A 19,454-nucleotide genomic window follows, 5' to 3' on the forward strand; every position below is an offset into this window, starting at 1 on the left:
CGGGCGGGTCACCTGGTCCGGCGGACCAGGTGACCCGTTCCCCTCTCCGCCCGCTCCTCGCCCACGTACTCCTGCCCCCGCATCTCGCACCACGCCGGGATGTCCAGGCGGGCCGCCTCGTCGTCGGAGAGGACGAGGACCGTGCCGCCGACGGGGACGTCGCCGATGACCTTGGCCAGTTCGATCACCGGAACGGGGCAGCGCCGGCCGATCGCGTCCACGACGAGGCCGGCCCCCGCCTCCCGCACGGGCTCCGTCCCCGTCGGCGCCCCCAGCTTCTCGCGCACCGCGGCCACCGTGCCCGGCAGCACCTCCAGGAACCGCTCGACGTCCTCGGCGGACGTCCCCGGCGGCAGCGACACCCGGACGTTGCCCTCGCTGAGCACGCCCATCGCCTTCAGGACGTGGCTCGGCGTCAGGGTGCTGCTCGTGCAGGACGAGCCGGACGAGACCGAGAAACCCGCGCGGTCCAGCTCGTGCAGCAGGGTCTCGCCGTCGACGTAGAGACACGAGAAGGTGACGACACCGGGCAGCCGGCGCACCGGATCGCCGACCACCTCCACGTCCGGCACCAGTGCCGGCACCCGCGCCCGGATCCGCTCCGTCAGCTCCCGCAGCCGGGCCGCCTCCTCGGCCGCCTCGGCCCGCACCGCCCGCAGGGACGCCGCCGCGGCCACGATCGCCGGGAGGTTCTCGAACCCGGGCGCCCGGCCCGACTCCCGTTCGTCCCCGGGTCCTTGGGGCGCGAACCGGACACCCTTGCGCACCACGAGCAGCCCCACTCCCGAGGGTCCGCCCCACTTATGGGCGCTCGCCGCCAGCAGCGACCAGTCGCCGGCCACCCGTCCCCAGCCCAGCGACTGGGCCGCGTCCACCAGCAGCGGCACCCCCGCCGCCCGGCAGGCCTCCGCCACCCGGGCCACCGGCTGCTCGGTGCCCACCTCGTGGTTGGCCGACTGGAGACAGGCCAGCGCGGTGCCGGAGTCCAGGGCCGCCGCGTACGCCGCCGGGTCCACCGCCCCCGTCCGGTCCACGGGGACCCGGGTGACGGTCCCGCCGTTCCTCTCGTGCGCCTCGGCCGCGTGCAGTACGGAGGAGTGTTCGACCGCCGACACGATCAGGTGGTGTCCGACGCGCCGCCGCCCCGCCAGCGCTCCGGCCACCCCTGAATGCACCGCCCGCGTCCCCGAAGGAGTGAACACCAGCTCGTCCGGCCGGCACCCCACCGCCTCGGCCGCGGCCTCCCGGGCCGCGTCGAGCAGCAGGCGCGCCCGGCGCCCTTCCCGGTACAGCCGCGCGGGATCGGCCCACCCCTCGTCGAGCGAGGCCGACAGGGCCTGCCGGGCGACGGGATGGAGAGGAGCAGCGGAAGCAGCATCGAAGTAGGCCACAGGACAACGCTAGAACGTCCGGTGCGGGAGCGCCCCGAAGGGGCGCGGGGCCGCGTCCGGCGTGCGGCTCCGGGGCTGTTCGGCGACGGACCGTCAGTCGCCGAACAGCCCCGGAGCCGCCCTCCGTAGGCACCCCGCCCCACCCTTCGGAGTGACCGGCGGCGCGTATGCCACCCTCCCCGCGACCCCCCGGAGGGCGTCGGCTAGGGTTTGGTCCGCATAAACATCAAACCCCTGCCCGACGCAGGGCGGCGACCGACCAGCGAGAAGGCCGCAGCCGAACAGCGCGGGCGAGACTCTCGGGAAGGCGCTACGTGAGTCCCAACGGCTCCGACCGCTCGCCGCGGCGCCCGATGCGGCGGAAGCTGCTGCAGGCACTGACCGCGGGCCTGGTCCTGGCGACCGCCACCGGTTGCACATACAAGGACTTCCCCCGCCTTGGCATGCCCACCCCGACCACGGAAGAGGCTCCGCGGATCCTCTCCCTGTGGCAGGGGTCCTGGGCTGCCGCGCTCGCCGTCGGCGTGCTGGTGTGGGGCCTGATCCTGTGGTGTGCATTCTTCTACCGGCGCAGCCGCACCAAGGTCGAAGTTCCTCCGCAGACCAGGTACAACATGCCCATCGAGGCGCTGTACACCATGGTTCCGCTCATCATCGTCTCGGTGCTCTTCTACTTCACCGCCCGTGACGAGTCCGAGCTCCTGAGCCTCAAGAAGAAGCCCGACGTCACAGTGAACGTCGTCGGCTTCCAGTGGAGCTGGTGCTTCAACTACGTCGAGGACGTCCCCGGTTCCACCGGGAACGCCAAGACCTCCAAGGAACTGGCCGCCATCCCGGACCGGTACACGGAGGACTTCCCGGCGAACGCCGGCGGCGTCTACGACTGCGGTGTCCCCGGCACCCGGAACCCGCAGACCAACAACCCGGGCCCGACCCTCTGGCTTCCCAAGGGCAAGACGGTCCGCTTCGTGCTGACCTCGCGCGACGTCATCCACTCGTTCTGGGTGGTGCCGTTCCTGATGAAGCAGGACGTCATCCCGGGCCACACCAACGCCTTCGAGGTGACCCCCAACAAGGAGGGCACCTTCCTGGGCAAGTGCGCCGAGCTGTGCGGCGTGGACCACTCCCGGATGCTGTTCAACGTGAAGGTCGTCTCCCCCGAGCGCTATGAGCAGCACCTCAAGGACCTCGTGAAGAAGGGGCAGACCGGTTACGTTCCCGCCGGCATCGAGCAGGCGGGTCACGAGAAGAACCGGGAGTCGAACATCCTGTGAGCATCCTCAACGAACCCCAGGGTGCCGCGGCAGGGTCCCACTATGAGGACGAGCTGCCGGTCCGGCGCCAGAGGCGTGGTGAAGTGGTCGTCAAGTGGCTGACCACCACGGACCACAAGACGATCGGTACGCTGTACCTGGTCACGTCGTTCGCGTTCTTCTGCATCGGCGGTGTGATGGCGCTCGTCATGCGCGCCGAGCTGGCCCGCCCGGGTCTGCAGATCATGTCGAACGAGCAGTTCAACCAGGCGTTCACGATGCACGGCACGATCATGCTGCTGATGTTCGCGACGCCGCTGTTCTCCGGCTTCGCGAACTGGATCATGCCGCTGCAGATCGGCGCGCCGGACGTGGCCTTCCCCCGGCTGAACATGTTCGCCTACTGGCTCTACCTGTTCGGCTCGCTGATGGCGGTGGGCGGCTTCCTCACCCCGCAGGGCGCGGCCGACTTCGGCTGGTTCGCCTACTCGCCGCTGTCCGACGCGGTGCACTCGCCGGGCATCGGCGGTGACCTGTGGATCATGGGTCTGGCCTTCTCCGGCTTCGGCACCATCCTCGGCTCGGTCAACTTCATCACCACGATCATCTGCATGCGTGCCCCCGGCATGACCATGTTCCGCATGCCGATCTTCACCTGGAACGTCCTGCTGACCGGTGTGCTGGTCCTGCTGGCCTTCCCGGTGCTGGCCGCGGCCCTGTTCGCCCTGGAGGCGGACCGCAAGTTCGGTGCGCACGTCTTCGACCCGGCCAACGGCGGAGCGCTGCTGTGGCAGCACCTGTTCTGGTTCTTCGGACACCCAGAGGTGTACATCATCGCGCTGCCGTTCTTCGGCATCGTCAGTGAGATCATCCCGGTCTTCAGCCGCCGTCCGATGTTCGGTTACATGAACCTGATCGCGGCGACCATCGCGATCGCGGGTCTGTCGGTGACGGTGTGGGCCCACCACATGTACGTGACCGGTGGTGTGCTGCTGCCCTTCTTCTCCTTCATGACGTTCCTGATCGCGGTCCCGACCGGCGTGAAGATCTTCAACTGGATCGGCACCATGTGGAAGGGCTCCCTGTCCTTCGAGACGCCGATGCTGTGGACGATGGGCTTCCTGATCACCTTCACCTTCGGTGGTCTGACCGGTGTCATCCTGGCCTCGCCGCCGATGGACTTCCACGTCTCCGACTCGTACTTCGTGGTGGCGCACTTCCACTACGTCGTCTTCGGCACCGTGGTGTTCGCGATGTTCGCCGGCTTCCACTTCTGGTGGCCGAAGTTCACCGGCAAGCTGCTCGACGAGCGCCTGGGCAAGATCACCTTCTGGACGCTGTTCGCCGGCTTCCACGGCACCTTCCTGGTCCAGCACTGGCTGGGCGCCGAGGGCATGCCGCGTCGCTACGCCGACTACCTGGCGGCCGACGGCTTCACCTTCCTGAACACGGTCTCGACGATCGCCTCGTTCCTGCTCGGCATGTCGATCCTGCCGTTCTTCTACAACATCTGGAAGACGGCCAAGTACGGCAAGCCGGTCGGCGTGGACGACCCGTGGGGCTACGGCCGCTCGCTGGAGTGGGCGACCTCCTGCCCGCCGCCGCGGCACAACTTCCTCACCCTGCCGCGCATCCGCAGCGAGGCCCCGGCGTTCGACCTGCACCACCCGGAGATCTCCGCGCTCGACCAGCTCGAGAACGTCGGTCACGGTGAAAAGACCCTCGCTGGCGGCAAGGAGGCCGGCAAGTGAAGATCCAGGGCAAGATTTTCCTCTGGCTGAGCCTCTTCATCCTCGCCGTGGCGGTCACGTACGGCGTGTGGGCGAAGGAGCCGGCCGGTGCCACGGCCCTCTTCCTGGCCTTCGCCCTGTGCCTCATGATCGGCTTCTACCTGGCCTTCACGGCCAAGCGGGTGGACGCCGGGGCACAGGACAACAAGGAAGCGGACGTCGCCGACGACGCCGGCGAGGTCGGGTTCTTCAGCCCGCACAGCTGGCAGCCGCTGGCCCTCGGCATCGGCGGAGCCCTCGCCTTCCTGGGCGTGGCCGTCGGCTGGTGGGTCATGTACTTCTCGCTGCCGGTCATCCTGGTCGGCCTGTGGGGCTGGGTCTTCGAGTACTACCGCGGTGAGAACCGCACCCAGTGACACGCGTTGAGCACGCAGGGGCCCGGACACTCCGTCAGGAGTGTCCGGGCCCCTGCGCGTGCCGCGCGCCCGTGTCACCCGTCCGGATTACCCGCCGTGCCACCCTTGACGTCACTCCCTAGCGTGAGGCCATGAGCAATACGGTTCACTTCCAGGCGCGGGGGCGTACGGTCGTCGGCTGCACCCTGCTGGTGATCGCTCTCGGCGCGAGTGTCACGGCCTGCCTGGGCGATGACGACAACCCGCTGTCGGCCACGCCCTACGACGCGGCCGGCCAGATCTCCTTCAACGGTCCCACGGACGCCGGGAAGAAGGCCGACCCGGACAAGCCCCTGGAGATCGTCTCAGAGGGCGCCGACGGGCGCATCACGGACGTGACGGCGGTGGACGCCTCGGGTCGCTACGTGGCGGGCGAACTCTCCGCCGACGGGACCCGCTGGCACAGCACCTCACCGCTGGCCGCGAGCGCCCGCTACACGGTGCGCGTGAGCACCGAGGACGGCGACGGCGCACCCGGCCGCAAGGTCCTCACCTTCGAGACGGACAAGCCCGGCGCCAGGAAGACCCTGGAGGTCTCCTTCGGCCCCGAGGCGGGCTCGTACGGCGTCGGCCAGCCCATCACGGCGGAACTGAGCCGCCCGATCGCGGACAAGGCCCAGCGGGCCGTGGTGGAGAGCGCCCTGCAGGTGCAGTCGACGCCCGCGGTGCAGGGCGCCTGGTACTGGGTGGACGACAAGAAGCTCCACTACCGGCCCCGGGAGTACTGGCCCGCCCACGCCACCGTCCAGGTCCGCAGCAACCTCGAGGGCATCAAGATCGGCGACCGGTTGTGGGGCGGCAGGGCCACGTCCCTGAAGATCACCACGGACGACCACGTCGTCGCCGTCACCGACGCCGCCACGCACACCCTGACGGTCTACCGGGACGGCCGGGAGGTCCGGCGGCTGCCCGTCACCACGGGCAAGCCCGGCTTCGAGACCCGCAACGGCGTCAAGGTCGTGCTGGGCAAGGAGCCCTTCGTACGCATGCGCAGCAGCACCGTCGGCATCGCCGAGGGCTCGTCGGATTCGTACGACCTGCCGGTGCACTGGGCCACGCGGGTCACCTGGAGCGGCGAGTACGTGCACGCCGCGCCCTGGTCCGTCGGCTCCCAGGGCTCCGCCAACGTCAGCCACGGCTGCGTCGGGATGAGCACCGAGAACGCGAAGTGGTTCTTCGGCCAGGTCCAGGAGGGCGACGTCGTCCAGGTGATCAACTCCGGCGGCAAGACCATGGAGCCCTTCGACAACGGCTTCGGTGACTGGAACCTGGACTGGGCCAAGTGGCGCCAGGGCAGCGCCCTGACGGGTGGCACCGACGTCACGGGCTCGCAGGAGGCGGCACGGCTGAGGCCGACGGTCGTGTGATGCGCCCGCGCGAGGGGGCGGGGCCGCGTCCCGCCCCCGGGCGTCCCTAGACGCCCTGCAGTCTCTTCTGCCGCAGCAGGGAAGCGAGCGCGCCCGCGAACTCCACCGGCTCCACCGGTGACGTCACAGCGGCCTCCGCACGGCTCCAGGTGGCCAGCCAGGCGTCCTGCGGCCGGGCGATGAGCAGCAGCACCGGTGGGCACTGGAAGACCTCGTCCTTGATCTGCCGGCACAGGCCCATGCCGCCCATGGGCACGGCCTCGCCGTCCAGGACGCAGACGTCGATCCCGCCCTTGTCCAACTCCCTGACGACGGCGGCCGGCGTCGCGCACTCCACGAACTCGACCACGGGCACGTCCGGAGCCGGCCGCCGGCCCGTCGCGAGCCGCACCTGTTCGCGGGTGTTGGAGTCGTCGCTGTAGACCAGCACCGTGGCGGTCGCCTGCATGCTTCCTCCGATACGCGGTGGAGACTGTCGTGCCCGTTGCGGCGGATGCTACTCCCTCGGACAGCCCGTCAACACCGGTTCGACCCCGGCTTCGACGGCCCGTTCGATGGGCCATACGGGCACTACGGAGGGGGTGAACACACCGAACGGCACCCCCCGGGGTGAGGGCGGGATAAGCGACCGACATAATGTCGGTCGTGGCGACAGCAACGACAGTAGAAACCGGGCACGCGCACCCGTCGGTCAACCGGCCGAACCTCACCAGCGTCGGAACCATCATCTGGTTGAGTTCCGAGCTGATGTTCTTCGCGGCCCTCTTCGCGATGTACTTCACCCTGCGATCGGTGACCGGCCCGGACTTCTGGTCCGAGAAGGCCGACGCGCTGAACTTCCCGTTCTCCGCGACGAACACCACGATCCTGGTGCTCTCCTCCCTCACCTGTCAGCTCGGCGTGTTCGCGGCCGAACGCGGTGACGTGAAGAAGCTCCGGATGTGGTTCATCGTCACCTTCGTGATGGGTGCGATCTTCATCGGCGGTCAGGTGTTCGAGTACACCGAGCTGGTCAAGCACGAGGGCCTCTCGCTCTCGTCGGACCCGTACGGTTCGGTGTTCTACCTGACCACCGGCTTCCACGGACTGCACGTGACGGGCGGCCTCATCGCCTTCCTGCTGGTCCTCGGCCGCACCTACGCGGCCCGGAGGTTCACCCACGAGCAGGCGACCGCCGCCATCGTCGTGTCCTACTACTGGCACTTCGTCGATGTCGTCTGGATCGGCCTCTTCGCCACGATCTACATGATCAAGTAGTCGCGGCACGCACCCGCGCAATACCAGAAGCATCGACGCAGAAGATCCTGACACCGGGGTAATCCGTGAAAAAGCTCTCCGCACGACGACGCCATCCGCTGGCGGCGCTCGTCGTCCTACTCCTCGCGCTGGCATGCACCGGGGGGCTGTACGCCGCGTTCGCGCCCGCGAGCAAGGCGCAGGCCGATGAATCCGCCCAGTCCCTCGCCATCGACGAGGGCAAGAAGCTCTACGCCGTCGGCTGCGCCAGCTGCCACGGCACCGGGGGTCAGGGCACCACCGACGGCCCGAGCCTGGTCGGCGTCGGCGCCGCCGCCGTCGACTTCCAGGTGGGCACCGGCCGCATGCCGGCCCAGCAGCCGGGCGCGCAGATCCCGCGCAAGAAGGTGATCTACTCCCAGGCCGAGATCGACCAGCTGGCGGCCTACGTCGCCTCGCTGGGCGCCGGTCCGGCCATCCCGTCGGACGAGAAGTACGGCCCGGAGGGCGCGGACACCGCCAAGGGCGGTGAGCTGTTCCGCACCAACTGCGCCCAGTGCCACAACTTCACCGGCAAGGGTGGCGCGCTGACCCACGGCAAGTACGCGCCCAGCCTCGAGGATGTCAACCCGAAGCACATCTACGAGGCCATGCAGACCGGCCCGCAGAACATGCCCTCCTTCCCCGACACGACGCTGTCGGAGCAGAACAAGAAGGACATCATCGCCTACCTGAACGCGGTCAACGGTGACGAGACCGTCAGCCCCGGCGGTCTGTCGCTGGGCGGCCTCGGGCCGGTCAGCGAGGGCCTCTTCGGCTGGATCTTCGGCCTCGGTGCCTGCATCGCCGTCGCCGTGTGGGTCGCCGCCCGGACCGCAAAGGCCAAGAAGTCATGAGTAGCCAAGACATTCCAGAAGAGAACCTGCCGGCTGAGCAGGGCACCACGCACGGTGCGGTGAAGGTCGCGGACGAGGACCACCCGTTCGCCGACCCGGGGCTGCCGCCCCACGAGCACCGGATCCAGGACATCGACGAGCGGGCCGCCAAGCGGTCCGAGCGCGCGGTCGCGTTCCTGTTCACCTTGTCGATGCTGGCCACCATCGGCTTCATCGCCTCGTTCGTGACCATCCCGCACGACAAGTCGATCTACCTCTTCCCGCTCGGGCACGTGAACGCGATGAACTTCGCGCTCGGCCTGACGCTGGGCGTGGCGCTGTTCACGATCGGCGCGGGCGCCGTCCACTGGGCGCGCACCCTGATGTCCGACGAGGAGGTCGCCGACGAGCGTCACCCGATCGAGGCGCCCCCCGAGATCCGCGCCAAGGTCCACGCGGACTTCAAGCAGGGTGCCAAGGAGTCCGCGATCGGCCGGCGCAAGCTGATCCGCAACACGATGCTGGGCGCGCTCACGCTGGTGCCGCTCTCCGGTGTCGTCCTGCTGCGTGACCTCGGCCCGCTGCCCGGCACCAAGCTCCGCCACACCCTGTGGTCCAAGGGCAAGCTGCTCGTCAACATGAACACCAACGAGCCGATGCGTCCCTCCGACGTCGCGGTCGGCTCGCTCACCTTCGCCAAGCCCGAGGGCCTGGAGGAGCACGACGAGGAATTCCAGAACGAGATCGCCAAGGCCGCCCTGATGATCGTCCGGATCCAGCCGGAGAACATCAAGGACAAGCGCGAGCTCGAGTGGTCGCACGAGGGCATCGTGGCGTACTCGAAGATCTGCACCCACGTGGGCTGCCCGATCTCCCTGTACGAACAGCAGACGCACCACGTGCTGTGCCCCTGCCACCAGTCCACCTTCGACCTCTCCGACGGTGCCCGGGTGATCTTCGGTCCCGCCGGTCACGCCCTGCCGCAGCTGCGCATCGGTGTGAACGACGAGGGCTATCTCGAGGCGCTCAGCGACTTCGAAGAGCCCGTCGGTCCTGCATTCTGGGAGCGCGGATGAGCACGACAGCGACCAACGATTCCCGCTCACGCGGGAAGGCACCGGCCGGCGAACGCGTCGCCGACTGGGCCGACGGCCGGCTCGGGATCTACGCCCTGGCCAAGGCCAACATGCGCAAGATCTTCCCCGACCACTGGTCGTTCATGCTCGGGGAAGTGTGCCTGTACAGCTTCATCATCATCATCCTCACGGGTGTGTACCTGACGCTGTTCTTCCACCCGTCGATGAACGAGGTCACGTACCACGGTTCGTACGTGCCGCTGCAGGGTCAGCTGATGAGCGAGGCGTACGCCTCGACGATGAACATCAGCTTCGACATCCGGGGCGGTCTGCTCATCCGGCAGATCCACCACTGGGCGGCGATCATCTTCCTCGCCGGCATGTTCGTGCACATGATGCGCGTCTTCTTCACCGGCGCGTTCCGCAAGCCGCGCGAGATCAACTGGCTGTTCGGCTTCCTGCTGTTCGTCCTCGGCATGTTCACCGGTTTCACCGGCTACTCGCTCCCGGACGACCTGCTCTCCGGCACCGGTGTCCGCTTCACGCAGGGCGCGATCCTGTCCGTGCCGATCGTCGGCACGTACCTCTCGATGTTCCTGTTCGGCGGGGAGTTCCCCGGCCACGACTTCGTGGCCCGGTTCTACTCGATCCACATCCTGCTGCTGCCGGGCATCATGCTCGGCCTGATGGTGGGCCACCTGATCCTGGTCTTCTACCACAAGCACACGCAGTTCGCGGGTCCCGGCAAGACCAACAACAACGTCGTCGGCATGCCGCTGCTGCCGGTGTACATGGCGAAGGCCGGAGGCTTCTTCTTCCTGGTCTTCGGTGTGATCGCGGCCGTGGCCGGCCTCGTGTCGGTCAACCCGATCTGGAGCATCGGCCCGTACCGGCCCGACCAGGTGTCGACCGGTGCCCAGCCCGACTGGTACATGGGCTTCGCCGAGGGTCTCGTCCGCGCCATGCCCGGCTGGGAGATCAACTTCTGGGGTCACACGCTCGTCCTGGGCGTGTTCATCCCGCTGGTGATCTTCGGGATCTTCCTCGCGGTCATCGCCGTCTACCCCTTCATCGAGTCGTGGGTGACCGGCGACAAGCGCGAGCACCACATCCTGGACCGGCCGCGCAACGCCCCGACCCGTACGGCCCTCGGCGTCGCCTGGGTCACGGCGTACATCATCATGCTGATCGGCGGTGGCAACGACATCGTCGCCACGCACTTCCACCTGTCGATCAACGCGGTCACCTGGTTCGTCCGGATCGGCTTCTTCGTCGGCCCGGTCATCGCCTTCGTGGTCACCAAGCGGATCTGCCTCGGCCTCCAGCGCCGCGACAAGGACAAGGTGCTGCACGGACGCGAGTCCGGCATCATCAAGCGCCTGCCGCACGGTGAGTTCATCGAGGTCCACGAGCCGCTCAGCCAGGGGGCGCTGCACACCCTCACGTCGCACGAGCAGTACAAGCCGGCCGAGATCGGGCCGGCGGTCGACGAGAACGGTGTCGAGCGCAAGGCCACGGGCTCGGAGAAGCTGCGCGTCAAGCTCAGCAAGGCGTACTACGGCGAGGGGTCGCAGATCCCGAAGCCGACTGTCGAGGAGTACAAGGAGATCACGAGCGGCCACGGCCACCACTGACCTCCGAGGTCGCCACACCACGGTCGAAGGGCCCCGTCCGGTCTGCGGACGGGGCCCTTCGCCGTGCCCGGAGGCTGGATAGGGTGGGGACCGCACCCCCTTTCCACGACGCACACGATCAGGAGCGGCTCATGAGCGCTGTGACCCCCGCTGGAGGCGACAACGCGGCGGGCCGCTCCTGGCCCGCCCTGCTGAACGGACTGCTGGACGGCCGCGACCTGTCCGCCGACGACACCGCCTGGGCGATGGACCTGATCATGCGCGGCGAGGCGACCGACGTGCAGATCGCGGGCTTCGCGACGGCGCTGCGGGCCAAGGGCGAGACCGTCGACGAGATCTCCGGCTGCGTGCGCTCGATGTACGGGCACGCGCACGTCATCGAGGTGCCCGGCGAGACCGTCGACATCGTCGGCACCGGTGGCGACGGGGCCAGGACCGTCAACATCTCCACCATGTCGGCCGTCGTCATCGCCGGCACCGGCGCGAAGGTCGTCAAGCACGGCAGCCGCGCCGCCTCCTCCGCCTCCGGCGCGTCCGACGTGCTGGAGAAGCTCGGGGTCAATCTGGAACTGACGCCGAAGCGGGTGGCCGAGGTCGCCGAGGAGGCCGGGATCACCTTCTGCTTCGCGGTCAAGTTCCACCCCGCGCTGCGCCACGTGGCGACCGCGCGCGGCCAGCTGGGCGTGCGGACCGTGTTCAACTTCCTCGGACCGCTGACCAATCCGGCGAAGGTGAAGGCCCAGGCGGTCGGGGTCGCCGACCCCCGGATGGCCCCGATCATCGCCGGGGTGTTCGCCGAGCGCGGCAACTCCTCCCTGGTCTTCCGCGGCGACGACGGCCTCGACGAGCTGACCACCACCTCCACCTCGCGGGTCTGGGTCGTCCGGGACGGCACGGTGACCGAGGAGGCCTTCGACCCGCGGGACGTCGGCCTCGAACTGGTGCCGGTCGAGGCGCTGCGCGGCGCCGACGCCTCGTACAACGCCGACGTCGCCCGCCGTCTGCTGGCCGGTGAGCCCGGCCCCGTCCGGGACGCGGTGCTGCTGAACTCCGCGGCGGCCCTGGTGGCCCTGAAGCCCGGCGACGGCCCGCTGACCGAGCGGATCCGGGCCGGCATGGAACAGGCCGCCGAATCCATCGACTCCGGCGCGGCCAGGCGGACCCTGGAGCGCTGGGTGGCCGCCAGCAACGCGTAGGGCGCCGCCCCGGACGGTGACGTCCGTCCCGCGATCCGGACTCGGGTTGCGGGGCGGCGATCACTTCACGTACGTTCCTTCCCAGGTCATGAGTGACAGTCATGAGGCCCCGGCCGACTGTCCGGCAACCCTCCGTCCGTGGCGGGGTGCCCCGGGTGAAGACCAGGCCGTGGACAGCAAGGTCCACGGCAAGCGCGGACCCCTCGCGGAACCAGGGGTCCTGGGTCGTCCGAGGGAGTCTCCCGTGAATCAGCGAATGCGATAGGGCCGCAGAGCCCCGCCTCCGCATCCCCTTTTCCTTTCCGTCCCGCGTTCGAGCCGTGCGCGCTCGCGTGGCGATGCCCCCTGCCTTCACGGGAGTACCCCATGTCCGTCCCCGCCGTCTCCGCCGACCAGTCCGTCCGTGCCCCGCTGCCCGTCCTGGGCCGGGACGTCACCGTTCCGCTCGTCACCGGCGGCGAGGTCACCTACGCCGCTCTCGACTACGCCGCCAGCGCCCCCGCGCTCCAGCGGGTCTGGGACGACGTCGCCGCCTACGCCCCGTACTACGGCAGCGTGCACCGCGGCGCCGGGTACCTCTCGCAGCTGTCGACCGACCTGTTCGAGAACGCCCGGAAGACCGTCGCCGGGTTCCTCGGCTGCCGGGACGCCGACCAGGTGGTGTTCACCCGGTCCACCACCGACTCCCTGAACCTGCTCGCCGCCGCCCTCCCGGCCGGCTGCCGGGTCTTCGTCTTCGAGACCGAGCACCACGCCTCGCTGCTGCCCTGGCGGGACGCGGAGGTGACCTACCTCGACGCCCCGGGCAGCCCCGCCGAGGCCGTCGGGACCCTGGAGCGCGCGCTCGCCGCCCGCGAGCCGTACGGGCCCGCCCTGGTCTGCGTCACCGGCGCCTCCAACGTCACCGGCGAGCTGTGGCCGGTGCGCGAACTGGCCGCCGCCGCGCACGCCCACGGGGCCCGGATCGTGCTGGACGCCGCCCAGCTCGCCCCGCACCACCCGGTCGACGTCCGTGACCTCGACGTCGACTGGGTCGCCTTCTCCGGGCACAAGCTGTACGCCCCCTTCGGCTCCGGCGTCCTCGCGGGCCGCGCCGACTGGCTGCGCGAGGCGGAGCCGTACCTCGCGGGCGGCGGGGCCAGCCGCAGCGTCAGCCGGCGCGCGGACGGCGGCGTGGACGTGCAGTGGCACGACAGCGCCGCCCGCCACGAGGCCGGGTCGCCCAACGTCATCGGCGCCTACGCCATCGCCTCCGCCTGCAAGGCGCTCACCGAGGCCGGGTTCGACACGCTGGTAGCCCGCGAGGAGCACCTGATCCGCACGGTCCGCGAAGGGCTCGCCGAGGTGCCGCAGGTGCGGATCCTCTCCCTCTTCGGCGACGACGCCCCCCGCGTCGGCGTCCTCTCCTTCGTCGTCGAGGGCTGGAACAGCTCCCACTTCGCCGCCGCCCTCTCCGCCGAGTACGGCATCGGCGTGCGCGACGGCCTGTTCTGCGCCCACCCGCTGGTGCGCACCCTGCTCGGCAGCGACCCGCAGACGCAGGGCGAGTGCGGCGCCCCCGAGGCGGCGCCGGGGGAGAAGTCCCTCAACGCCATCCGGGTCAGCTTCGGCGCGGGCACCCCGGACGAGCACGTCGAGCGGTTCGTGAACGCCGTCAGGGAACTGGTGAGCGACGGCGCCCGGTGGAGCTACCGCACCGAGGACGGACGCTGCGTACCGGACACGTCCGGCGCCGCCGCCTGAGCCCGTGTGCCGGCGCCCTCCCCGGAGGGCGCCGGCACACGGGGCGGCACGGTCTTCGGGCCCTGGTTCCCTAGTTGTCCAGGCCGATGGCGAAGGCCGCCTCCAGGTCGTGCTGCGAGTACGTGCGGAACGCCACGTGGGTGTCCGTGCCCTCCACGCCCGGGATCTTGCTGATCCGGCCGGGGATGACCTCCGCCAGGTCCTCGTGCTGGTTGACCCGCACCATCGCGATCAGGTCGTAGGTGCCGGTGACGGAGAAGACCTCGCTGACGTTCTCCAGCGAGGCGATCTGCTCCGCGATCTCGGGGATCCGGTCCACGCTGGTCTTGATGAGGACGATCGCGCTGATCACGGCTGGTTCTCTCCCTCGGGGGCCGTCGCTGGAACGTCCCCAACTGTAGTCCCACCGCCGAACCGCACCCAGGCGAAGACGAAGCCCAGTCCGAAGCCCACCAGGTGCGCGAGGTAGGCCACCCCCGGCCCGCCACCGGCCCGCCCCGCCGCCATCCACTGCAGGGACGCCCAGAACGGGAGCACCACCCACGCGGGCAGGCGCAGCGGCAGGAAGAGGAGGAAGGGCAGGAGGCTGGTCACCCGGGCCCGCGGGAACAGGAAGAGGAACGCGCCGAGGACCGCGGAGATCGCCCCCGAGGCCCCGACCAGGGACTCCTGGGAGTGGGCGTTGGCCCCCGCGTAGCCCAGCAGCGCCAGGTAGCCGCAGCCGAGGTAGAACAGCAGGAACTGGAGCCGGCCCATCCGCGCCTCGGTCATCGCGCCGAAGACGTAGAGGAAGAGCATGTTGCCGAGCAGGTGCACCCAGCTGCCGTGGACGAACAGCGCCGTCGCGGGGGTGAGGACGGCTCCGGGGGAGTCCTCGAACAGTTCTGCGGGGATCACGCCCCAGCGGCGGAACCAGGCGCGCTGCGCGGCGAGCTGTTCCTCCCCGGAGCCGTAGGCCGGATCGAGCCCCGCCGCCGGGCTGATCAGGAACAGCGCGCAGCACAGGACGATCAGCGCGTACGTCACCGGCGCCGTGCGCTCCCGCGGGGCGCGGGCCGTGCCGAGCGTCCTGATCTTCCCGAGGGCCGCCGTGCTCCAGTTGCGGATCATGGATACAGAGCATGGCGCAACCGGACGCAACCGCCCATACCGCCTCGCCGCCGTGGACGCGCGGGCGGCGGGTACCCGCCAGGCCGTAGGGTTACGAGCCATACGCACCGGGGAGGCCGGCGCGTCACGGACACTGGATAGAGAGCGAACAGCCACGATGACGGTTCCCCTGCCGACCGACACGACGCGGTGGCGCTGCACCCTCTGCGGCAACCTCACCCGGTTCGACGTGACCCGCGCCTCGAAGGTCGTCGAGTACGTGCACCTCGATCTGGCCGGTGAGCCGTCGGTCGAGGAGCGCGAGGTGCTCAGTGAGACCATCGAGTCGGTGCGGTGCCGCTGGTGCAACGCCGTGGACCAGGTGGAACTGGTGGACAGGCCGGGCGCCGGTTCCTGACGGGAGCGGGCTTCGCGGGCCGTGGTCCCCTACCGGGACCGGGCACAGGCATGTGCGGACAGCAGAGGCATTGGGGTGACGGATGGTGGAGACACACGGCGGGGGGCCGGGCGACGGCGCCGCTGAGGTGCTCGACCGTCCGCTGCCCGACGGAGTGCGCCGCAGGGTCGTGCAGATCGTGTCCGACGGCTTCGGCTCGCTCACCCTCGGCGAACTGCCCGCGCAGCTGAGACAGTACGCCCGTTTCGCTCCCAACCGCCGGGCTAAGTTCGCCGGCAACGCCATGGCCGCCGCCGTGGAGAGCGACCCCCTGTTCCGGCAGCGGATAGGCGAGAAGTTCCGGCAGGCCCAGCCGGAGCTGGCCGGCGCCCTCGACTCAGGGTCCCCGCCCCCGGCCGCGGACCCCCTCGACGTGGCGGCCGCGGCCTACGTGCTGCGCCCGCACGGCTGGGTGAAGCTGGTGACCGCCGCCGGCGAGGAGGCGCAGCGCGCGGACGCCGAGCGCGCCGACGAGGAGAGCCGCGCGGAGCTGGAACGGCTGCGGGCGGAGCTGGTCCGGGTCCGGGAGCACGCCAGGACCGAGACGGAGCGGCTGCGCGGCGAGCTGGACGCGGCGAAGAAGGAGGCCGATTCGCTGCACCGCAAGCTGCGCTCGGCCCTCAGCGATGTCAAGCGCGGCGAGGCGGCCCTGCGCAAGGTGCGGGACGAGATAGACACCGTCCGCGGTGAGGCGAACGCCCAGGTGTCCGCCGCCGAGAGCGAGAGCCGGCGGCTCAAGGCCCGCCTCGGCGAGACGGAGGCCGCCCTGGAGGCCAGCCGCCGGGCGGCCCGCGAAGGACGCAGCGTCGAGGACATGCGCGTACGGCTGCTCCTCGACACCCTGCTGGACGCCACGCAGGGGCTGCGCCGGGAGCTCGCGCTCCCCCCGGTGTCGGCGCGGCCCGCGGAGACCGTGGACGCCGTCGAGCCCGGCCGGATGACCCCGAAGGACATCGCCGCCCGCGCCCTGTCCGAGCACGACCCCGCCATCCTCGACCAGTTGCTCGCGCTGCCCCAGGCGCATCTGGTCGTCGACGGCTACAACGTCACCAAGACCGGCTACCCGCAGATGCCGCTGGAGAAGCAGCGGCTGCGCCTGCTCGGGCAGCTCTCCCAGCTCGCCGCCCAGACCGGAGCCGAGACGACCTGCGTCTTCGACGGGGCCGAACTGGCGGCGCCGGTGCTGCTGGCGCCGCCGCGCGGGGTGCGCGTGCTGTTCTCCAAGCCCGGGATCACCGCCGACGAGCTGATCCGCCAGCTGGTGCGGGCCGAGCCGCCGGGCCGGCCGGTCATCGTCGTCTCCACCGACCGCGAGGTCGCCGACGGGGTGGCGAAGGCGGGGGCGCGGCCGGTGGCCTCGGTGGTCCTCCTCAAGCGGTTCTCGCACGGCTGATCCCCGAACCGTATGTCCCCGGGGTGCGGTCCGCCCCAAGCGCAACATACGGGCCGCTTGCCCGAATTGAGGGCCGCTCGGCGCGACGCACGGTCAAGGGCGGTTCACCGCACGTGAGTTCACGGCAAAATATGCCTCCCTGGTCTCACTATTTTCACCTGAGGATTTGAACTCATCACGACTTGGTCACTAGGGTCTGGCTTCGAACCCGCCCGCGCCTTCGAACCCGCGATCGGGTGATCCCTCTCCAGAAGGAGCTCGACTCCGTGGCGTCCCACCGTCGTCCCAAGCAGCCGAGCCGCACGCGTGTGACCGTGCTCACCACCGCAGCGGCAGCCGCAGTCGCTCTCAGTTCGCAGGCGGCCAACGCCGCGCCGACCGAGAAGCCGAGCAAGGACGAGGTCAAGGCCAAGGTCGACAAGCTCTACGAAGAGGCCGAGCAGGCCACCGAGAAGTACAACGGGGCCAAGGAGAAGCAGGAGAAGCTCCAGAAGGAGATCTCCACCGTCCAGGACAACGTCGCGCGCGGCCAGGAGGAGCTCAACGAGCTGCGCGACGGCCTCGGTTCGATGGCCAGCGCCCAGTACCGCTCCGGCGGCATCGACCCCTCCCTCCAGCTCTTCCTGTCCGCCGACCCGGACGACTACCTGGACAAGGCCTCCACGCTCGACCAGCTCAGCGGTCAGCAGGTCGAGGCGCTGAAGAAGATCCAGGAGAAGCAGCGCGACCTCGCCCAGCAGCGCGCCGAGGCCTCCAAGAAGCTCAAGGACCTCTCCGCCACCCGCACCGAACTGGGCAAGAAGAAGAAGGAGGTCCAGGGCAAGCTCTCCTCGGCCCAGAAGCTCCTCAACACGCTCACCGCCGCCGAGAAGGCCGCCCTCACCGCCGAGCAGGACCGCGCCACCCGCAGCAGCGAGCGCCAGGCCCTGTCCGGCTCCACGGCCTCCGCCTCCGGCCGGGCCGGCGCGGCGTTCTCCGCCGCCCAGAGCAAGATCGGCACCCCGTACGTCTACGGCGCCACCGGTCCCTCCTCCTTCGACTGCTCGGGCCTGACCTCCTGGGCCTACGCCCAGGCCGGCGTCGACATACCCCGCACCTCCGAGGCCCAGGCCAACTACGGCACCCGCATCAGCTCCATGAGCGACCTGCAGGTCGGCGACCTCGTCTTCTTCTTCAACGACCTGCACCACGTCGGCCTCTACGCCGGCAACGGCCAGGTCCTGCACGCGCCGCGCACCGGCACGTTCGTCCGCTACGAGTCGATGAACACCATCGGCGGCCCGTTCATGTGGGGCGTCCGCGTCTGATCCCCGCTCCGGGAACTTCCGGGAACGCCTCGGCCGTGCCGTCCGTTCGGGCGAATCACGGCACGGCGTTCCGACCCCCCGCCCCGCCGGTGACCTGCGTCAGCGGCGGGGCGTCGTGTCGCGCACCCTCCCCAGGTCGTTGGTCGCCGCCCCGCAGCGGGGCTACTGTCTGCCGCGTTTCCCGTCCGTCAGCGGAAGGAGCGCGGCTTCCCGTGGGGTCCCATCGCCGCCTTGCACCGTCCGGGCTCGATCGCGGCGCCACCGCCGCCATCGGCCTCCTCTCCGTCGCCACCGCCGTCCTGGGCGCCGTACCGGCGGCCGTGGCCGCGCCGCACGACGACACGCGTGCCGAGGTGGACCGCCTCCACACGGAGGCCGAGAAGGCGACCGAGGCCTACAACAAGGCCGACGAGCGCGTCGACGTCCTGCGCGAGCAGGTCGACGCCGCGCAGGACGAGATCGCCCGCAAGCAGGAGCGGATCAACACCGTGCGGGACGGGCTCGGCTCGCTCGCCGGGGCCCAGTACCGCTCGGGCGGCGTCGACCCGGCCCTCGTCCTGCTGCTCTCCGCCGACCCGGACGACTACCTCGACAAGGCCTCCGTGCTCGACCGGATCAGCACGCACGAGGCCGGCGAGCTCAGGGAGCTCCAGGGGGTCCTGCGCGAAATCGCCCAGGACCGTGCCGAGGCCGCGCGCAAGCTCGCCGAGCTGGAGAAGGGCCGCAAGGCCGTCGCCGCCCACAAGAAGACCGTCGAGCGCAAGCTCGCCGAGGCCCGGCGGCTGCTCGGCACCCTGCCGGCCGGCGAACGCGCCGCCTACGGCCGCGCCTCCCGCTCCGGTCGCGCCGACCTGGCCGCCCTCGGCGGCGCCGTGCCCGCCTCCGGCCGGGCGGCGGCCGCCTTCGCCGCCGCCCGCTCCGCGCTCGGCAGGCCCTACGTCTGGGGCGCCAACGGCCCCTCCGGCTTCGACTGCTCGGGGCTCATCCAGTGGGCGTACGCCCAGGCCGGGGTCGGCCTGCCGCGCACCTCGCAGGCGCAGCGGTACGCGGGCCGGCGGATCCCGCTCTCCGAGGCGCGGCCCGGCGACCTGGTCGCCTACCGGGACGACGCCAGCCACATCGGCATGTACGCCGGCAACGGCCAGGTGATCCACGCGCCGCACCCCGGCGCCCCGGTGCGCTACGACCCGGTCGGCATGATGCCGGTCTCCTCGGTCACCAGGGTCTGACCTCCCCGAACCCCGGCCCCTGC

General features: G+C 70.3%; 18 protein-coding genes and 1 riboswitch. Of the genes, 14 read left to right on the top strand and 4 right to left on the bottom strand.

Annotated elements, in window-relative coordinates:
* Positions 1-8 precede the first annotated feature (8 nt).
* A complete protein-coding gene (locus ACZ4V6_RS16365) occupies positions 9-1,391 on the bottom strand; it encodes an aminotransferase class V-fold PLP-dependent enzyme (RefSeq protein WP_467827463.1) in 1,383 nt (460 codons plus the stop codon).
* A gap of 314 nt (positions 1,392-1,705) precedes the next feature.
* On the opposite strand from ACZ4V6_RS16365, the gene ctaC reads away from it, so the two are divergent.
* From ctaC to ACZ4V6_RS16385, 4 genes are all read left to right on the top strand, one after another.
* A complete protein-coding gene (gene ctaC / locus ACZ4V6_RS16370) occupies positions 1,706-2,665 on the top strand; it encodes an aa3-type cytochrome oxidase subunit II (RefSeq protein WP_467827466.1) in 960 nt (319 codons plus the stop codon).
* Positions 2,662-4,395: an aa3-type cytochrome oxidase subunit I gene (gene ctaD / locus ACZ4V6_RS16375; protein ID WP_467827468.1), complete on the top strand. Its 1,734-nt coding sequence runs from the start codon at positions 2,662-2,664 to the stop codon at positions 4,393-4,395. Before ctaC ends, ctaD begins: the two co-directional genes overlap by 4 nt.
* Positions 4,392-4,790, top strand: coding sequence for a cytochrome c oxidase subunit 4 (locus ACZ4V6_RS16380; RefSeq protein WP_359243718.1), 399 nt, complete (start codon positions 4,392-4,394; stop codon positions 4,788-4,790). Before ctaD ends, ACZ4V6_RS16380 begins: the two co-directional genes overlap by 4 nt.
* Positions 4,791-4,921: 131 nt before the next feature.
* Complete coding sequence (locus ACZ4V6_RS16385; RefSeq protein WP_467827471.1) at positions 4,922-6,196, top strand: L,D-transpeptidase; 1,275 nt, start codon at positions 4,922-4,924, stop codon at positions 6,194-6,196.
* A gap of 46 nt (positions 6,197-6,242) precedes the next feature.
* Here ACZ4V6_RS16385 and ACZ4V6_RS16390 read toward each other — a convergent pair whose 3' ends face one another.
* The gene (locus ACZ4V6_RS16390) at positions 6,243-6,644 is read right to left on the bottom strand and encodes a response regulator (RefSeq protein WP_467827473.1); all 402 of its coding nucleotides are present in this window, start codon (positions 6,642-6,644) and stop codon (positions 6,243-6,245) included.
* Between the two features lie 188 nt (positions 6,645-6,832).
* Here ACZ4V6_RS16390 and ctaE point away from each other — a divergent pair, with 188 nt between their 5' ends.
* The 6 genes from ctaE (at position 6,833) to ACZ4V6_RS16420 (ending at position 13,956) form a co-directional block, all read left to right on the top strand.
* A complete protein-coding gene (gene ctaE / locus ACZ4V6_RS16395; RefSeq protein ID WP_029393865.1) occupies positions 6,833-7,453 on the top strand; it encodes an aa3-type cytochrome oxidase subunit III in 621 nt (206 codons plus the stop codon).
* A gap of 65 nt (positions 7,454-7,518) precedes the next feature.
* Positions 7,519-8,328 (top strand): cytochrome bc1 complex diheme cytochrome c subunit, encoded by an 810-nt coding sequence (gene qcrC, locus ACZ4V6_RS16400; protein WP_467827475.1) that lies wholly within the window; start codon positions 7,519-7,521, stop codon positions 8,326-8,328.
* Positions 8,325-9,383 carry a cytochrome bc1 complex Rieske iron-sulfur subunit gene (qcrA, locus tag ACZ4V6_RS16405; protein ID WP_467827478.1) on the top strand — a complete coding sequence of 353 codons (1,059 nt, stop codon included), beginning with the start codon at positions 8,325-8,327 and terminating at the stop codon, positions 9,381-9,383. The genes qcrC and qcrA overlap by 4 nt, the downstream gene beginning before the upstream one ends.
* Complete coding sequence (qcrB, locus tag ACZ4V6_RS16410) at positions 9,380-11,017, top strand: cytochrome bc1 complex cytochrome b subunit (protein WP_467827480.1); 1,638 nt, start codon at positions 9,380-9,382, stop codon at positions 11,015-11,017. Before qcrA ends, qcrB begins: the two co-directional genes overlap by 4 nt.
* Positions 11,018-11,148: 131 nt before the next feature.
* Positions 11,149-12,213: an anthranilate phosphoribosyltransferase gene (trpD, locus tag ACZ4V6_RS16415; RefSeq protein WP_467827482.1), complete on the top strand. Its 1,065-nt coding sequence runs from the start codon at positions 11,149-11,151 to the stop codon at positions 12,211-12,213.
* Between the two features lie 84 nt (positions 12,214-12,297).
* A riboswitch (SAM riboswitch) is annotated at positions 12,298-12,414 on the top strand.
* Between the two features lie 165 nt (positions 12,415-12,579).
* Entirely contained in the window at positions 12,580-13,956 is a 1,377-nt protein-coding gene (locus ACZ4V6_RS16420) for an aminotransferase class V-fold PLP-dependent enzyme (protein WP_467827484.1), read from the top strand.
* A 70-nt stretch (positions 13,957-14,026) separates the two neighbouring features.
* On the opposite strand, the gene ACZ4V6_RS16425 is transcribed toward ACZ4V6_RS16420, so the two are convergent.
* The gene (locus tag ACZ4V6_RS16425) at positions 14,027-14,308 is read right to left on the bottom strand and encodes an Lrp/AsnC family transcriptional regulator (protein WP_077797603.1); all 282 of its coding nucleotides are present in this window, start codon (positions 14,306-14,308) and stop codon (positions 14,027-14,029) included.
* Positions 14,305-15,066: a rhomboid family intramembrane serine protease gene (locus ACZ4V6_RS16430; RefSeq protein WP_467827486.1), complete on the bottom strand. Its 762-nt coding sequence runs from the start codon at positions 15,064-15,066 to the stop codon at positions 14,305-14,307. Before ACZ4V6_RS16430 ends, ACZ4V6_RS16425 begins: the two co-directional genes overlap by 4 nt.
* Positions 15,067-15,223: 157 nt before the next feature.
* Between ACZ4V6_RS16430 and ACZ4V6_RS16435 the strand changes: the two genes are divergently transcribed.
* The 4 genes from ACZ4V6_RS16435 (at position 15,224) to ACZ4V6_RS16450 (ending at position 19,431) form a co-directional block, all read left to right on the top strand.
* A complete protein-coding gene (locus tag ACZ4V6_RS16435) occupies positions 15,224-15,463 on the top strand; it encodes a hypothetical protein (RefSeq protein WP_077797604.1) in 240 nt (79 codons plus the stop codon).
* Positions 15,464-15,545: 82 nt separating this feature from the next.
* Entirely contained in the window at positions 15,546-16,895 is a 1,350-nt protein-coding gene (locus tag ACZ4V6_RS16440; protein ID WP_467827489.1) for an NYN domain-containing protein, read from the top strand.
* Positions 16,896-17,161: 266 nt separating this feature from the next.
* Positions 17,162-18,202, top strand: coding sequence for a C40 family peptidase (locus tag ACZ4V6_RS16445; RefSeq protein ID WP_467827491.1), 1,041 nt, complete (start codon positions 17,162-17,164; stop codon positions 18,200-18,202).
* A gap of 212 nt (positions 18,203-18,414) precedes the next feature.
* Entirely contained in the window at positions 18,415-19,431 is a 1,017-nt protein-coding gene (locus ACZ4V6_RS16450; RefSeq protein WP_467827493.1) for a C40 family peptidase, read from the top strand.
* Positions 19,432-19,454 lie beyond the last annotated feature (23 nt).

This window comes from Streptomyces sp. NPDC029152, from assembly GCF_055564355.1.

What these genes read in the sequence shown, in the direction of transcription:
- ctaE (WP_029393865.1), top strand. Translation starts at nt 6,833, where the DNA reads ATGTCGGTCGTGGCGACAGCAACGACAGTAGAAACCGGGCACGCGCAC.
- qcrB (WP_467827480.1), top strand. Translation starts at nt 9,380, where the DNA reads ATGAGCACGACAGCGACCAACGATTCCCGCTCACGCGGGAAGGCACCG.
- ACZ4V6_RS16430 (WP_467827486.1), bottom strand. Translation starts at nt 15,066, where the DNA reads ATGATCCGCAACTGGAGCACGGCGGCCCTCGGGAAGATCAGGACGCTC.
- ACZ4V6_RS16385 (WP_467827471.1), top strand. Translation starts at nt 4,922, where the DNA reads ATGAGCAATACGGTTCACTTCCAGGCGCGGGGGCGTACGGTCGTCGGC.
- ACZ4V6_RS16420 (WP_467827484.1), top strand. Translation starts at nt 12,580, where the DNA reads ATGTCCGTCCCCGCCGTCTCCGCCGACCAGTCCGTCCGTGCCCCGCTG.
- qcrA (WP_467827478.1), top strand. Translation starts at nt 8,325, where the DNA reads ATGAGTAGCCAAGACATTCCAGAAGAGAACCTGCCGGCTGAGCAGGGC.
- trpD (WP_467827482.1), top strand. Translation starts at nt 11,149, where the DNA reads ATGAGCGCTGTGACCCCCGCTGGAGGCGACAACGCGGCGGGCCGCTCC.
- ACZ4V6_RS16390 (WP_467827473.1), bottom strand. Translation starts at nt 6,644, where the DNA reads ATGCAGGCGACCGCCACGGTGCTGGTCTACAGCGACGACTCCAACACC.
- ACZ4V6_RS16440 (WP_467827489.1), top strand. Translation starts at nt 15,546, where the DNA reads ATGGTGGAGACACACGGCGGGGGGCCGGGCGACGGCGCCGCTGAGGTG.
- ACZ4V6_RS16435 (WP_077797604.1), top strand. Translation starts at nt 15,224, where the DNA reads ATGACGGTTCCCCTGCCGACCGACACGACGCGGTGGCGCTGCACCCTC.